This window comes from Psychrobacter sp. Rd 27.2 (assembly GCF_001921755.1).
In the GTDB taxonomy this organism is placed as follows: Bacteria; Pseudomonadota; Gammaproteobacteria; order Pseudomonadales; family Moraxellaceae; genus Psychrobacter; species Psychrobacter celer.
The window spans coordinates 1-15702 of the sequence record NZ_MRYB01000009.1 but is presented as its reverse complement, the minus strand read 5'-3'; the positions used below and the strand labels follow the sequence as shown (position 1 = coordinate 15702).

General features: G+C 49.6%; 12 protein-coding genes. 1 reads left to right on the top strand and 11 read right to left on the bottom strand.

Translation table 11 applies throughout. The features are described from left to right. Positions 1–88: 88 nt before the first annotated feature. The 11 genes from BTV99_RS08710 to BTV99_RS08660 form a co-directional block, all read right to left on the bottom strand. Positions 89–1276 (bottom strand): isovaleryl-CoA dehydrogenase, encoded by a 1188-nt coding sequence (locus BTV99_RS08710; protein WP_075101987.1) that lies wholly within the window; start codon positions 1274–1276, stop codon positions 89–91. A gap of 190 nt (positions 1277–1466) precedes the next feature. Next, positions 1467–2387 carry a hydroxymethylglutaryl-CoA lyase gene (locus BTV99_RS08705; RefSeq protein WP_075101986.1) on the bottom strand — a complete coding sequence of 307 codons (921 nt, stop codon included), beginning with the start codon at positions 2385–2387 and terminating at the stop codon, positions 1467–1469. Between the two features lie 27 nt (positions 2388–2414). Then, positions 2415–4520, bottom strand: coding sequence for an acetyl/propionyl/methylcrotonyl-CoA carboxylase subunit alpha (locus tag BTV99_RS08700; RefSeq protein WP_075101985.1), 2106 nt, complete (start codon positions 4518–4520; stop codon positions 2415–2417). A 56-nt stretch (positions 4521–4576) separates the two neighbouring features. Beyond that, on the bottom strand, positions 4577–5371 hold the full coding sequence (locus BTV99_RS08695; protein WP_075101984.1) for an enoyl-CoA hydratase/isomerase family protein: 795 nt from the start codon (positions 5369–5371) through the stop codon (positions 4577–4579). 151 nt (positions 5372–5522) lie between these two features. Beyond that, entirely contained in the window at positions 5523–7133 is a 1611-nt protein-coding gene (locus BTV99_RS08690; protein ID WP_075101983.1) for a carboxyl transferase domain-containing protein, read from the bottom strand. 153 nt (positions 7134–7286) lie between these two features. Next, positions 7287–9044, bottom strand: coding sequence for an AMP-binding protein (locus BTV99_RS08685; RefSeq protein ID WP_075101982.1), 1758 nt, complete (start codon positions 9042–9044; stop codon positions 7287–7289). Positions 9045–9353: 309 nt separating this feature from the next. Further along, a complete protein-coding gene (locus BTV99_RS08680; protein ID WP_083608598.1) occupies positions 9354–10658 on the bottom strand; it encodes an FAD-dependent oxidoreductase in 1305 nt (434 codons plus the stop codon). Positions 10659–10886: 228 nt separating this feature from the next. Continuing rightward, on the bottom strand, positions 10887–11618 hold the full coding sequence (locus tag BTV99_RS08675; protein ID WP_218607504.1) for an amino acid ABC transporter ATP-binding protein: 732 nt from the start codon (positions 11616–11618) through the stop codon (positions 10887–10889). A 150-nt stretch (positions 11619–11768) separates the two neighbouring features. Then, complete coding sequence (locus BTV99_RS08670; RefSeq protein WP_075101981.1) at positions 11769–12440, bottom strand: ABC transporter permease subunit; 672 nt, start codon at positions 12438–12440, stop codon at positions 11769–11771. Continuing rightward, positions 12437–13183 (bottom strand): amino acid ABC transporter permease, encoded by a 747-nt coding sequence (locus BTV99_RS08665; protein WP_075101980.1) that lies wholly within the window; start codon positions 13181–13183, stop codon positions 12437–12439. Before BTV99_RS08665 ends, BTV99_RS08670 begins: the two co-directional genes overlap by 4 nt. A gap of 94 nt (positions 13184–13277) precedes the next feature. Further along, on the bottom strand, positions 13278–14267 hold the full coding sequence (locus tag BTV99_RS08660; protein WP_075101979.1) for a glutamate/aspartate ABC transporter substrate-binding protein: 990 nt from the start codon (positions 14265–14267) through the stop codon (positions 13278–13280). Between the two features lie 317 nt (positions 14268–14584). On the opposite strand from BTV99_RS08660, the gene BTV99_RS08655 reads away from it, so the two are divergent. After that, on the top strand, positions 14585–15556 hold the full coding sequence (locus tag BTV99_RS08655; protein WP_075101978.1) for an Hsp33 family molecular chaperone HslO: 972 nt from the start codon (positions 14585–14587) through the stop codon (positions 15554–15556). The last annotated feature ends 146 nt before the right edge of the window (positions 15557–15702 follow it).

Sequence of the window (15702 nt, the reverse complement as noted above, 5' to 3'; positions counted from 1 at the left end):
AAGATTTTTATAAGACATAAAATAAACATAAAAAAGCAGGACGTTTTAAGCGACCTGCTTTTTTGGTTTAATGTGAAATTACGTGTTGCTACTTAGTCTCGTTAAATAACTCACGCCCAACTAGCATACGACGTATCTCACTGGTACCCGCGCCGATTTCATAGAGCTTGGCATCACGCCAGTAGCGGCCAAGTGGATACTCGTTGGTATAGCCATTACCGCCGAAGATTTGAATGCCCTCGCCTGCCATCCACGTGGCTTTTTCGGCGCACCACAAGATCACACTGGCACAGTCTTTGCGCACTTCTCGGCTATGACCAGCACCGCGCGCGTCCAACATGTCAAGATTTTTACCAACGGTGTATAAGAAGCTGCGCCCTGCTTGCAAGATGGTATACATGTCCGCTACTTTGCCTTGGATCAGCTGAAACTCACCAATCGCTTGACCGAACTGCTTGCGGTCGTGGATATAAGGCACGACATTATCCATCACCGCTTGCATGATACCGATAGGACCTGCGGCAAGTACCGCACGCTCATAATCAAGACCACTCATTAGCACCTTGACGCCATTGCCGACGCCGCCTAAGATATTATCACTTGGTACTTCGACATTATCAAAGGTCATCTCACCGGTATGGCTGCCGCGCATGCCGAGCTTGTCGAGCTTTTGTGCGGTGCCAAAGCCCTTCATGCCTTTTTCTACGATAAATGCGGTCATGCCTTTGGCACCCAGCTCTGGATTGGTCTTGGCATACACCACCATCACGTCGGCGTCTGGGCCATTGGTGATCCACATTTTGCTGCCATTTAATACATAATGGCCGTCTTTTTCTTCGGCTTTGAGCTTCATACTGACCACATCTGAGCCAGCGCCGGTTTCACTCATCGCGAGCGCACCGATGAACTCACCACTGATGAGCTTAGGCAAATATTTTTGTTTTTGCGCCTCATTACCATTGCGTTTAATCTGGTTGATACATAGGTTAGAGTGCGCACCATAGCTTAGTGCCACAGAGGCAGAAGCGCGGCTGATCTCTTCCATCGCCACCATATGAGCCACATAGCCCATGTCCGAGCCGCCGTACGCTTCAGGAACAGTAATGCCATGCAGACCTAGGTCGCCCATCTTTTGCCATAAATCCATTGGGAACTCATCGCTGCTGTCGATTTCGCTGGCGCGCGGAGCGATTTCATTAGCCGCAAACTGCTGTACCACGTCACGCAGTGCGTCGATATCTTCGCCAAGCTGGAAATTCAATCCGGGTAAACTCATAACCATTCCTTGTATTTTGATGTTTAATTTCTTAAAAATTTAGATCCATTTAAAAAGAGACCATATAGCTGGTACAAATTTTTATCGCTTGCTGTGCGACTGCGTCACTCCAGAGGCTTCAAAAAATTTACACCAGCCATCTATTCATTTACTTCTATTCATTTAGCTTATGACTCGCTTTATTTTTTCGTTAAGACTGACGCTTATTAATCAGCGCACGCGCCACGCTTGAGCCATTGCGGCGACCGAGAAACTCACTAATACGCTCACCAGCGACGACCAATTCATCTAAATCTATGCCTGTGTTGATACCCATACCATGCAGCATGTAGACGACATCTTCGGTGGCGACATTACCCGTTGCACCTTTGGCATACGGACAGCCACCAAGACCCGCAACCGAGGTATCAAATTCGCTGACGCCCATCTGTAAGGCGGCCAAGGTATTACTGACGGCTTGACCATAAGTATCATGAAAATGCCCTGATAGCATGCTGATATCAGCATATTCTAAAGCAGCTTGTAGGGCGCGCTGCACTTTCAGCGGCGTACCAACACCAATCGTATCAGCAATACCAATCTGCTCAGCACCAATCTCTACCAAACGTTTGGTGACATACGCCACTTGGCTTGGGTCAATCTCGCCTTCATAAGGACAACCGACCGTGCAAGAGATGACGCCGCGTACCTTTATGCCCTGCGCTTTTGCCGCAGCGGCAACGGGTGCAAAACGTTCAATACTTTCATCGATACTGCAATTGATGTTTTTTTGACTAAAAGTGTCACTAGCTGAACCAAAGATAACGATTTCATCAGGGCGGTAATTGATAACATTATCAAAGCCGCGCATATTGGGCACCAGTACCGAATAAATAACGTCATCACGCCTACTATCTGCCAGCGCGGTCATCAGCTCACTGTTGTCGCCCATTTGTGGTACCCACTTTGGCGAGACGAAACTGGTTGCTTCCAGCTTTTTGACGCCTGCTGCGATTAAATCGTTGATAAGCGTTTGCTTAACCGCCGTCGGTACCGTCATGGCTTCGTTTTGCAAGCCATCACGCGGGCTGACATCAACGATGGTGACGTGCTCTGGATACGAATGGCTCATGATTATTATCCTTTTATTGTCCTTACCTTAAACTTCACTAGCTTCGGTATCAATACGCAGCAGCTCATCACCATCGGCCACCGAATCGCCCGCTGCAAATAACAACTCTCCCACCACGCCATCGGTGGGTGCAGTAATGGTGTGCTCGATTTTCATCGCTTCGATCACGGCGAGTGGCTCGCCTTTTTTTACACTATCGCCGACAGCCACTTTAAAGGCAACGACCTGCCCTGGCATCGGTGATTTTAAGCTACCGACTGCCGCAGACTCTTCGCCTACATGCGCCATCACATCGACAAGTGTAATCTCGTCACGGCCACGATCGGTGAACACATAGACGGTTTCATAGTTCACCCAGCTCTGCGCATTGATACGTGCGCCATCGAGCCATAATGTATGATTGTGCGCGTCATCGCTGGAGTAGCTGACCTCACCTTCATATACCGCTTCGGTTGGCGCGGCGACATTGGCATTGGCAGTTTCGTCAGCGTTCGCGATTTCTTTTTCGATCACTAGGGTAAAGCTGCTCAGATTATCTGTGCCTTTTTTGCCAGCAGTGGCAGTGGCGTTGTGCCAATGACTAATACGAGCGCTATAAGCTTGCTCATCATAAACCAAGCTAAACGAGCGTGTATAATCGTTATAAGCACGGAATCCTGTCGGCTTACTAAACGGATCGGCGTCTTGCGCCATGCCTTCACTAGCCAACTGCTGGGCGATAGCAGTCACAACCAGCGTCGATAAATCAAGTGGATGCTGATCAAATAACTCGTCCGCCTCGCGCTCGATAAGCGCCGTATCGAGATTGGCTTGACTAAACGACTCTGTATTCAAGATATAACGCAAAAACGCCACGTTATTTGGCAAGCCCACGATGCGCGTTTGTGCCAATGCGCGATCGAGTTTCGCTAACGCTTGCTCGCGAGTCGGCGCATGCACGATAAGCTTGGCAATCATAGAGTCATAAAACGGGCTAATCACATCGCCTTCGCGTACCCCATCGTCGATACGTACATCGGTAACATCAAAGGTGCTGTGTTCAGGCTTTTGATACGTAAAGAGTGTACCCGTCGCTGGCAAAAAATCATTGTCAGGGTTTTCCGCGCAAATACGCGCCTCAATCGCATGACCATTAATCGTCAAATCATCCTGCGACTTTGGCAATGGCTGACCGGAGGCGACCAAGAGCTGCCACTCGACCAAATCGACACCGGTAATGGCTTCACTGACTGGATGCTCAACTTGTAGGCGGGTATTCATCTCCATAAAATAAAAGCTCATCTCGCCTTCGCGCTGCTCAACGATGAACTCAACCGTCCCTGCACCGACATAGCTGACCGCACGCGCCGCCTCAATCGCCGCTGTCCCCATCGCTTCACGCATCGCTGCATCGACGCCTGGCGCTGGCGCTTCTTCTAGCACTTTTTGATGGCGGCGCTGCACTGAGCAATCGCGCTCAAACAGATGCACATAGTTGCCATGCGTATCACCAAATATTTGGATTTCGATATGGCGCGGCTTTAGCGCGTATTTTTCGATGAGTACCTGATCATTACCAAAGCTGGTGATTGCTTCGCGGCGACAAGAGTCTAGCATTTCGATAAAATCGCTGCTGTGCTCGACGATACGCATACCTTTACCGCCGCCGCCGGCACTGGCTTTAATCAACACAGGATAGCCAATGCTGTCTGCTTGCTGCTTTAAAAACTGGGCATCTTGATTGTCGCCATGATAACCCGGTATCAATGGCACGCCAGCCGCTTCCATCAAACGCTTGGACTCAGACTTGCCGCCCATCGCGCGAATCGCATCAGCGGATGGACCGATAAACACCAATCCTGCATCCTGACAAGCCTGAGCAAAGTCGGCGTTTTCACTTAAAAACCCATAACCCGGATGGATCGCTTGCGCGCCCACATCGAGAGCAATCGCAATGATCGCATCGCCTTTTAGATAGCTGTCTTTCGGCGATGAGCCACCCAAATAAACGGCTTCATCACAGACAGCGACATGCTTGGCGCCGCGGTCGGCATCAGAATAAACAGCGACGGTACGAACGCCTAAGCGCTTGGCAGTCGCGGCCACACGGCAGGCAATTTCACCACGGTTGGCGATTAAAATTTTAGAAAACATAACTATCCCTGTGTCTTGTCGTTTTTATTTGTCGGCTTGGCTATCGTTTTTTGTCGCTAATCTGCCGTCAACCAATCAGGCTTACGCTTTTGCAAAAACGCTTGCACGCCTTCCTTACCTTGTGTGGATGAGCGGATATCAGCGATGCCTTTTACCGTATCGGCGATCAGCTCGTCGCTAATGGGCGCGCCTGCGATATCATGCAATAGCTGCTTGCAGGTTTTCACCGCATCGGGGCTGTTTTTGACCATTTTGGCACAAAACGTTGCCACCGCATCGTCGAGCGCTTCCTCACTGACGCGCTCATGGATAAAGCCTAATTGACGCGCTTTTTTGGCATCAAACACTTCTGCACTTAAAAAGTAGCGATGCGATGCCCTAGCCCCTAATGCTCTTACGACATACGGACTAATGGTGGCAGGCGCTAGTCCCAAACGCACTTCACTGAGGCAGAAATTGGCAATCTTCACCGCGATGGCCACATCACAGACGGCGACCAGACCCATGCCACCTGCATAGACATCGCCTTGAATGGCAGCCACGGTTGGTTTTGGGCACTCATAAATGGTTTTGAGCATTTGCGCGAGTTTATCGGCGTCGGCTAGATTTTCTTCATAGCTATAATCCGCCATGGCGCGCATCCAGTTTAAATCGGCACCCGCACAGAACGCTTTGCCTGCTGCTGCTAGCACGATGACTCGCACATTATCATCAGTGCCAAGCGTGGTAAAAACCTCTGTCAGCTCAGCAATCATTTCATCGTTAAAGGCATTGCGTATCTCAGGACGGTTTAGCGTCACCGTCGCCACGTGCTGTTCGATATCAACCAATAGGCTTTTATAATTATTCATATAGGGTTATCTCAATTAGGGTTATCTCAATATTTTATAGTAACTTTTGCATGTCTTTTTTTACGGATAGTTTTGCGTAATGTTCTCTGCCTTAGTAACCCAGTTTTTATTTTAAACCAAAGCATTTTCTCATCGAAAATATAGTACCAATCTACATTCTAAAGACCCCAAACTTCGTCTCTTCAATCGGAGCGTTATAGGCGGCGCTTAGCCCCAATGCCAGCACTTGACGCGTATCAGCAGGATCAATCACCCCGTCATCCCACAGGCGCGCGGTGGCATAATACGGATGGCCTTGCGCTTCGTACATATCTCGAATCGGTGCTTTAAAGGCCGCTTCGTCCTCGCTACTCCATGTCTCGCCCTTACGCTCGAAGTTATCGCGCTTAACGGTGGCCAATACCGACGCCGCTTGCTCACCTCCCATCACAGAGATGCGCGCATTTGGCCACATCCATAAGAAACGCGGACTATAAGCACGGCCACACATACCATAGTTACCGGCACCGAACGAACCACCGACGATGACGGTAAACTTCGGCACTTTGGCGTTGGCCACTGCCATGACCATCTTAGCACCATGACGGGCGATGCCTTCGTTTTCGTATTTACGGCCGACCATAAAGCCGGTGATGTTTTGCAAGAATACCAGCGGGATTTTACGCTTGCAGCACAGCTCGATAAAGTGCGTGCCTTTTTGCGCCGACTCGCTAAACAAGATGCCGTTATTGGCGATAATGCCAACTGGCATGCCCTCGATATGAGCAAAGCCGCAGACCAGCGTGTTGCCAAAGCGCGCTTTAAACTCATCAAAGGCACTGTCATCGACGATGCGAGCGATGATTTCTTTGATATCAAAGGGCTGACGCTTATCGGTCGGAATGATGCCGTATAATTCTTTGGCATCGTAGCGCGGTGGACGCGGTTTGATTTGATTGGGAATTTGCTTGGCAGGACGGTTAAGGTGACTGACGATATCACGCGCAATCGATAGCGCATGCGTGTCGCTCTGTGCCAAATGATCGACCACCCCAGACAGACGGGTATGCACATCACCGCCGCCTAAATCCTCAGCGCTGACCTCTTCACCTGTTGCTGCTTTTACCAGTGGCGGCCCACCCAAAAATATAGTGCCTTGCTCTTTGACGATGATGGATTCATCGCTCATCGCCGGTACATACGCGCCGCCTGCCGTACAGCTACCCATAACCACCGCTATCTGCGGGATACCCGCCGCACTCATATTGGCCTGATTAAAGAAGATACGGCCAAAATGCTCTTTGTCAGGGAATACGTCATCTTGGTTGGGCAAGTTTGCGCCGCCTGAGTCCACCAAATACACGCAAGGCAGATTGTTTTCTTGCGCAATCTCTTGCGCGCGCAAGTGTTTTTTGACCGTCATGGGATAATAGGTGCCGCCTTTTACCGTAGCATCATTACAGACGATCATACACTCAGTGCCATTGATACGGCCAATACCGGCAATCACGCCCGCGGCGGGTATCTCTTCGCCATACATGTCGTGCGCCGCCATCGGAGCCACTTCTAAAAATGCGGTGCCGGCATCCAGCAAACGCTCGACTCGCTCACGTGGCAGCAGTTTGCCACGCGCTAAATGCTTGGCTCGCGCCCGCTCTGAGCCGCCCTGAGCGACTTTACGCAGGTGTACATATAAGTCATCGACCATCTCTTGCATGGCGGCACGGTTTTGCTGAAAATCGCTGGCGTTTGGACTCAGTTTACTGGTTATGATAGTGCTCATGATATCCCTTTTCTTTGCTGCGTAAGTGCAAGTGATTGATTGTATGGTTTATAGTGACTGCTGGTTATACGACTGCTAACCGATAGCTTGCCAGCCATTTGTCTTTTATATCACTCACCGGTGTCGTGGATGTTTTGTACTCGAGAAGTGCGCTTAGTCTAAACCCAGCTCTGCTTTCATCTGCTCGATAATCTTATACTTTTGAATTTTACCGGTGATGGTCATCGGATATTCTTCAACAAACCGATAATAAGTCGGTACTTTATAATGAGCAATGTGCTCACTACAAAACTGGCGCACCTCGTCTTCACTCAAGCAGCCCGGCTCTTTGGGAATAATCCAAGCGGCCAGCACTTCACCATACCGCTTATCTGGTACGCCAACGATTTGTACATCGCGAATCTTGGGATGGCGATATAAGTAGTTCTCAATCTCAACCGGATAGATGTTTTCGCCGCCGCGGATGACCATGTCTTTACTACGGCCGACGATTTTGACATAGCCGTCCTCATCCATGGTAGCCAAATCGCCAGTATGCATCCAGCCATCTTGGATCGCTTCACGGGTTTTAAAACGGCTGCCCCAATAGCCTTTCATCACCGAGTAGCCGCGTGTGAGCAGCTCTCCTGTCTCCCCTAATGGCACAATCTCACCCGTCTCGGTATCGACGACTTTTACCTCAAGTGCAGGCTGTACCAAGCCAACGGTCGAGACTTGCTTCTCAAGCGGCGTGTGCTCGTTGGTCTGGCAAGAAACCGGGCTGGTCTCGGTCATGCCATAAGCGATGGTCACCTCTTTCATATGCATCTTATCAATGACACGGCGCATGACCTCAATCGGGCAGCTAGAGCCGGCCATAATGCCTGTACGCAGGGTCGATAAATCAAAGTTTTCAAACTCAGGATGATCAAGCTCGGCGATAAACATCGTCGGTACGCCATGCAGCCCCGTACATTTTTCTTCTTCGACCGCTTGCAGGACTGATAAAGGCTCAAAGCCATCATTGGGATAGACGATACAACCGCCATGCGTCAAGATGGCCAAATTGCCGAGCACCATACCAAAACAGTGATATAGCGGCACAGGAATACACAGTCTATCCTCGAAGGTAAGGTTCATCGCCTCACCGATGAAGTAGCCATTATTGAGGATATTGCGATGGCTTAAGGTCGCGCCTTTTGGCGTACCAGTTGTGCCACTGGTGAACTGAACGTTAATAGCGTCTGTGTTTTTTAGCTGTGCTTGACGCTCGGCCACGCGCGGATCGTTGGCATCGCCTTCCGCCATCCAGTCAGAGAATTTTTGCATAAAACCAAACGTTTCGTCAGAGTCTGGCTCATCAATCCAAATGATACGTTCGATGGTTGGAATCTCGACCAAATCCAGCTGGGTGTAGTCTTTATGGTAAATCTCAGGGCACAGCTCACGGATAAGGCCAGCGTAGTCGCTGCTTTTAAAATGGCGCATAAGCACGAGTGCTGAGCAGCCGAGTTTATTGAGCGCATATTGCAGCTCAAAGGTACGATAGGCCGGGTTGATATTGACGAGGATCACGCCGACTTTGGCCGTGGCAAGCTGCATAAGTAGCCATTCGGCGTTGTTGTGCGACCAGATACCGATGCGATCGCCAATCTCCAGTCCCATCTCGATCATACTGCTGGCCAGCTGATTGACATGTTGCTGCAATTCGCGGTACGTCCAGCGGATGTTTTGATGACGGACGACCAGCGCTTCACGCTCTGGATATTTGGAAACAATGGCGTCAAAAAAGTCGCCGATGGTCGCCTCAATCAGCGGCACATCAGGGCCTTTATCATAGCTTTGGGTCAGTGGCGCATTCGCTGAGCGCGCGCCCATATTTACGGTAGGGATGTTGCTTAATATGTGGTCAAATGCAGTAGGTTGCGTCATAACGAGTCCTTTCGTTGTGCTTTTTATTCTACTCAAAAACCGCCCGTGGGCCAATTTTTCTTCCTTGAGTATCTATCATAGATGATTCATCTACTATACCGCCTAAAACGAAACTGTCAATAATAGTAATACATTATGTATCATTTAAATTAACCGCTAAAAATATTAGCCCAGTAAAAGATAGCATAAAAACCCGCGATTATTGTCGGCAAAAAAGCCAGCTACGTATTTGTTACACAGCTGGCTCTTGAGAAAAGCTAAAACTAGAAATTAAAGCTAAAAGTTAAACTTGCAACGATGAAGCGGTGATTAAGATTTAACCATTGGCGGCGCTTTAATCGTTACTGTCGCACTGACGTCATTGTTATCATCTAGCAATTCCATGATTAATTCGTCATCCGTGTCAGTCTTTACCTGCCAATTGCCTGTCGCTTGTGGTACGCCAGTGGCCATAACAGAGATGGCTTTATTTTTTAGGCGAATCATTGGCGGTTTATGATCGTAGCCGTCATGTGCCATCCCTAAGATATCATCGGCAATGGTCGCCGCCTGCGCACGCAGCGGGGCAACATAACGGCAGGCAACGCCATTGATAGACATACAATCACCGATGGCATAGATATTTGACGCTTGCGTACGTAAGGTGGTGGCATCCACCACGATACCAGTCCGGCGATCGAACTCCACCCCTGCCGCAGTGGGCAGTCTGGCATCAACCGTGAGGCCAGTACTGGCAATCACATGATCGACGACCAAAGGCTCGGAGGACTGAGCGGCCGCGCTGCCAGCACTGTCTGCCACTGGCGCATAGCGGACTTGTAGCTTGCCGTCCTCCTGACGCGTGACACCCGATACTTGATAACCACCCAAAAAGTGAATACCTTGGGACTGGACCGCCGCCGCGATACGAGCGGCCGCTTTTGCTGGTAGCATTTGTGATAAAGGCGCGTCATTTAAATCAATCAAGGTCACTTTATGTCCAGCTTTGAGTAAATCTTCGGCGATTTCTGTCCCCACCATACCAGCGCCAACGATGGCAACATGCTGACTGCCTGCTGCCAGCTTTTCTTGTAGCTGCCCAAAGCGCTCAATATGATTGACATGCCACACCAAATCCTCCGGCAGGCTCTTTGGAAAAATCGGCTGCGCGCCCATCGCCAGTACCAACTTGTCATAGCTGATGGTGGCATAATTGGTATAAACAGGGTCAGAGCGCAGGGCAGAGACCAGCTGCAACTGCTGCGTAGTAGCGTCAACATCCGTGACCTGCGTGTTGGCCAGCAGATTGACGTTTGCCGCTTTGGCAGCGTCAGCGCCAGTCGCACGTACCAAATCTGCCGCCCGCTTGTTTTGGCTAATAGCCATTGTCAGCATTGGCTTATGATAACGATCACCATTATCCGCAGTGATAAGAGTGATGGCGACGTCTTTGTCTTTTGCTCGAATGGCATCGATGACGTGCCAACCTGCCAAGCCGGCACCAACGATAACGATGCCTTGGTTTTCCGCTGACGCAGGGTTTTCCGCTGGCGCGGGGTTTTCAGTATGTAAAGGGTTTTCAGCATTGGCGGGGTTTTTTGAGTTTGCGAGGGTGTCGGCATTTTCTATGCTCATAATAGCTCCAATATAATGTATAAACTTTTCATTGTCGGTATCTTGAGCGCTATTGTAGCAGTAAACAGTCATGCACTCATCTACTTGCTTATCCCCCGCTACTGGATCGTTATAGCCAAAAAAACCAAAAAAAAGCGCCTAAATTCATAGACGCTTTTTGGCAAATACTTAGGGCTCATTGAACAGTCTCTACATCAAGGCGCTAAAGTAGCAGCAAAAACCTTGCTATTAATGATTTAAAATCTTGGACAAAAACAGCTGGGCGCGCGCGCTTTTTGCCCCTTCAAAAAACTCATCTTTGCTACAATTTTCGACGATATGACCTTCATCCATGAAAATAATGCGATTGGCGACCTGACTGGCAAAGCCCATCTCATGGGTCACACACATCATGGTCATGCCATCACGAGTCAGCTCGACCATCACATCAAGCACCTCTTGAATCATCTCAGGATCAAGCGCCGAGGTTGGCTCGTCAAACAGCATCGCCACAGGGTCCATCGCCAATGCACGGGCAATCGCCACGCGCTGCTGCTGACCGCCTGATAGCTCAGCAGGATATTTTGGTGCCTGCGCACTCAGCCCCACGCGATCTAGATAAGCCATGGCTTTTTGTTTAGCCTCAGACTCTTTACGGCCCAGCACCTTGATTTGCGCGACGGTTAAATTGTCGATAATGGTCAAATGCGGAAACAACTCAAAATGCTGAAACACCATACCGACACGGCTACGTAGTTTGGGCAAGTTGGTTTTGGCCGCGCCAACAGAGACACCATTGACCATAATCTCGCCTTGTTGAAAAGGCTCAAGCCCGTTGACCGTCTTAATCAGCGTTGATTTGCCACTACCCGATGGCCCGCAAACTACGACGACATCGCCTTTATGCACATGGGCGGTGCAGTCAGTCAGCACTTGAAAGTCGCCATACCACTTACTGACATTTGCCATCTCAATGACCATCTCATCACTGGCATGACCATTATTGGTGACCAGCCCGCCAAAGGCATTTACATACATATCAGCATTGTTCATTACTGGCTCCTAACCACATTATCTTAATAATCATTGTTTAAAAATTTCGTCAACCGCGACCGCGCAGTTTAGGGTGTGTCAGAACCGCAAACGCTTTTGTAGCTGCTGCACGCCCATAGACGCACTCAAGCTAATGACAAAATAAACCGCACCAGCGCCCAAGATATAAGGCGTCAGCAGCCCCATCAGCTCACCGCGCACGTAGGCTGCGCGGAAAAAATCCGTCAAACCAATGGCAAACACCAACGTCGTATCTTGGAATAAAATAATACACTGCTGCAAAATCAGCGGCAGCATTTTGCGAAAGGCTTGCGGCAAGATAACCAAACGCATGGTCTGCCCATAAGTCATGCCCAGCGCTTTGGCGGCATTGACCTGCCCGCTGCCGATCGATTGAATGCCAGCACGCACCACCTCGGAAAAATACGCCGCCTCAAACATCATAAAGGCCACCACACAAGAGGCAAACGCCGCATCGAGCTGTAGATACTTACCCACGATCCAAAAATAAATCATCGGCACGGCAAAATAAAACCACAAAAGCACCAGCAGCAAGGGCACTGAGCGAAAATAATTCACATACAGTTTTGCTGGTATCTCAAGCACTTTGATACCCGATAAACGCATCAGCGCCAGTACCGTCCCCAAACTGATACCGCCCAAAATCGCCAAAAACAATACCTTAAGCGTGGTCAGCATGCCACCCATCAAACCGGGATAAGCGGTGGCAAGCTCAGTCATCATATTCATTTTTGACCTCCTGCAATCAGCCCAGGCACGCGCAGTTTGCGCTCGATCAGTCCCATTATCGCGATTAAGGACAAGTTAAATACCAAGTAGATAATCGTCGCGTAGGTATAGATCTCAATGCTGTTTTGCGTGTATTCACTGATGGTTTTGGTTTGGCTAATCAGCTCCATCACCCCAACGAGCGAAGCGACTGAGGCATTTTTAAAACAGTTGGTCAGCTCAGAGCTGAGCGGCGGCAAGATGATACGAAAGGCTTGCGGTAGTAGGACTTCTTTGTAGACTTGCGGGATGCTAAAGCCAAGCGCATAGGCGGCGTTGACTTGGCCATCTGGTAGCGATTCGATACCCGTGCGCACCTGCTCGACGATACGGGCGGCCGTAAACAGCCCCAAACCGATACTCGCCGAGAGCATGGCAGAGGTATTGGGCGACAGGTCTTTATACCACCATTCTTGTATCGTTGGTGTCAGCCAACCAGGGGCGATATAAAACCAAAAAAACAGCTGTACGAGTAATGGTATATTACGAAAAAACGTCACGTAAGCGGTACCAATCGCTCGCGCCGTCTTGCTCGGCAACGTGCGCATGATGCCTAAGATGGTGCCGACGATCATGGCGATGGCCCAAGCGATACTGCCAATCAGTAGCAGCCAGCCAAGACCGGTAATCATCCAATGGATATACAGCTCGCTACCGATACCGGTCTGCTCAAACAGCACACCCCAGTTCCAGCTATAATTCATGGTTGTCTCTCCACTCTCCAAGCAGCGATAAAAAAGCCTATGCGTCAAACAACACATGACGTACGCATAGGCCAGCTAGGGTTTGGGACAACGATTACTGTGCTGGCGCCGCTTTTGGCTGCGCACCATCGTGCGGGTTGGCAATCAATGCCTTTAGGTTGTCAGACATCTCAAAGTTGAGATTGACGTTTTTTGGCGGGATTGGGTTCAAGAACCACTTATCATAGATGCTATTGATCTCGCCTGAGCTAAAGACATTGGCCAAGGCTTCATCGACCACCGCTTTAAACTCAGGGTCGTCTTTACGCATCATACAGCCATAGATCTCAAACGATTGCGGCTCACCGACGATGACCCATTCATCTGGGTTTTTGGCTTTGGCTTTTTCACCAGCGAGCAGCACATCATCCATCATAAAAGCGTCAGCGCGGCCGTTTTCTAACATCAAGAACGCCTCGCCATGATCTTTTGCTGAGATGATGTTGGTGTCCATCTGATTGTCGTCATTATATTGACGGATATAGCGCTCTGATGTCGTGCCAGCGGTGGTGACTAGCGTCTTGCCTTTTAAGTCGGCAAAGTCATTGATACCGGAGTCTTTTTTGGTCAACAGACGCGTCCCAATCTCAAAAAAACCATTGGAGAAGGCCACTTGCTTTTGGCGCTCTTCGTTGTTGGTGGTTGAGCCACACTCAAAGTCCACAGTACCGTTTTGTACCAAAGGAATACGCGTCTGCGAGGTAATAAGGTTATAGCGGACATTAAGATCAGGCATATTGAGCCTTTGTTTGACGGCCTCGACGACTTTCATCTCTAGATCGTGGGCATAGCCTATCGGCTGATTTGGGTCGTCCGCGATATAAGAAAAAGGAATAGAAGAGTCACGGTGACCGACCACGATGGTGCCTGAGTCTTTGATTTTTTGTAGCGTGCCGTTTGCTCCACTGGTCGCGGTACCCGCCTCATCGGCAGGCGCTGCCTCATTGGTCGCTTGGTTGCTGTTATTACACCCAGCGAGGCCAAACGCCATAAAGGCCGCTAGGGTCAAGCCCTTAGAGAAAGGTTTGGAAGATAGATAGCTCATGAGATACATCCTTTTTATCACATTATCACTAAATTAAACGAGTGCTTGGACGATAAAGGGTCTATAAATCACCCTCTATCGACTGACTGGTTGTCATGCATCCTTGTCGTTGTTGCTATTGTTTATCACAATGCAACTTAATGTTACTGTACAACAAAATTGCAACGGGCGGTAAACTTTTTTGCGCAAAATATAGAATGATGGTTTTTGGCGATTACCCATCTAGCCCGCGGCGGCCATCAAGGGTAATTGATAAGATTGATAAATACGCAACAATCCCCATAAAGTTAGCAACTTCTCAATGACATAAGCCAGTTATGACTCAAGATACTCAAGCACCAAATACTGACACCCAAACCACCAGCTACAACGACATTCGCCAGCGCTTTTTTATTGAAGACTCGCCTGTACGCGGTGATGTGGTGCGTCTATCGCGCAGCTATGCGACCACGATTGCCCAAAAGCCCTATCCTGAAGCGATCAAACGCTTATTGGGCGAGATGATGACAGCGGCAAGCTTGCTGATCAGCACTGTCAAAATCAACGGCCGGCTGTCTATCCAGCTGCAGTCCTCAGACCCTGAAAGCCTGCTCAATTGGGCGATGGCGGAGTGTGACCAAGACGGCATCATCCGTGCGCTTGCCAGCTGGAAAGCCGACACCGACGCGCAAGCACAAGCGTGGGAGAGCATGATCACAGCCAAAGACGCTTTTGCCGAGCTTGGCGCGATGGGTCAAGGCGTATTGTTTATCAATATCCAGCCTGACGGCGGCGACTCTTACCAAGGTATCGTCGAGCGTAGTCATGACAATTTGGCAGACTGCTTGGCGCACTATCAAAAGCAGTCCGCGCAGATTCCAACGCTGATCAACTTGGCATCAGATGGTCTACAAGCTGGGGGTATCTTGGTACAAATGTTGCCACGTACCGCTGAGGAAACCTACGAGGTCGAGCAAAACCAAGACGCCGGCATCGATGATGACCTATGGCCGCGCTTAAGCGTCCTTACGCGTACGCTAAAAGCAGAAGAGCTGACCACACTCGATACCAGCGAGATTTTATACCGCTTGTATCATGAAGAAAACATCGTGGCACCTGAGCCTGTGGCGTTATCATTTGGCTGTACTTGCTCACGCGAAAAGTGCGAGACAGCCATCGAGCAAATCGGTGAAGCAGAAGCGTTAGATATCATCGAAGAGCAAGGCGGGACGTTTGAGATGGACTGCGGTTTTTGCGGTGAGATCTATCCGTTCGATAAAGACGATGTGACCGCTATCTTTGCTAAATAGGCGGTATCTGGTAAAGCACCTCTCAATAAAAGGCCCTCAACATAAAGTGTGAGGGCTTTTTTTATGATGCTGTCCCGTCCTAAAATAAGTTTACGAAAAAGGGACTTATTTATGGACAAGTTAGCAATAGCAAAGGTTAAGCGCAC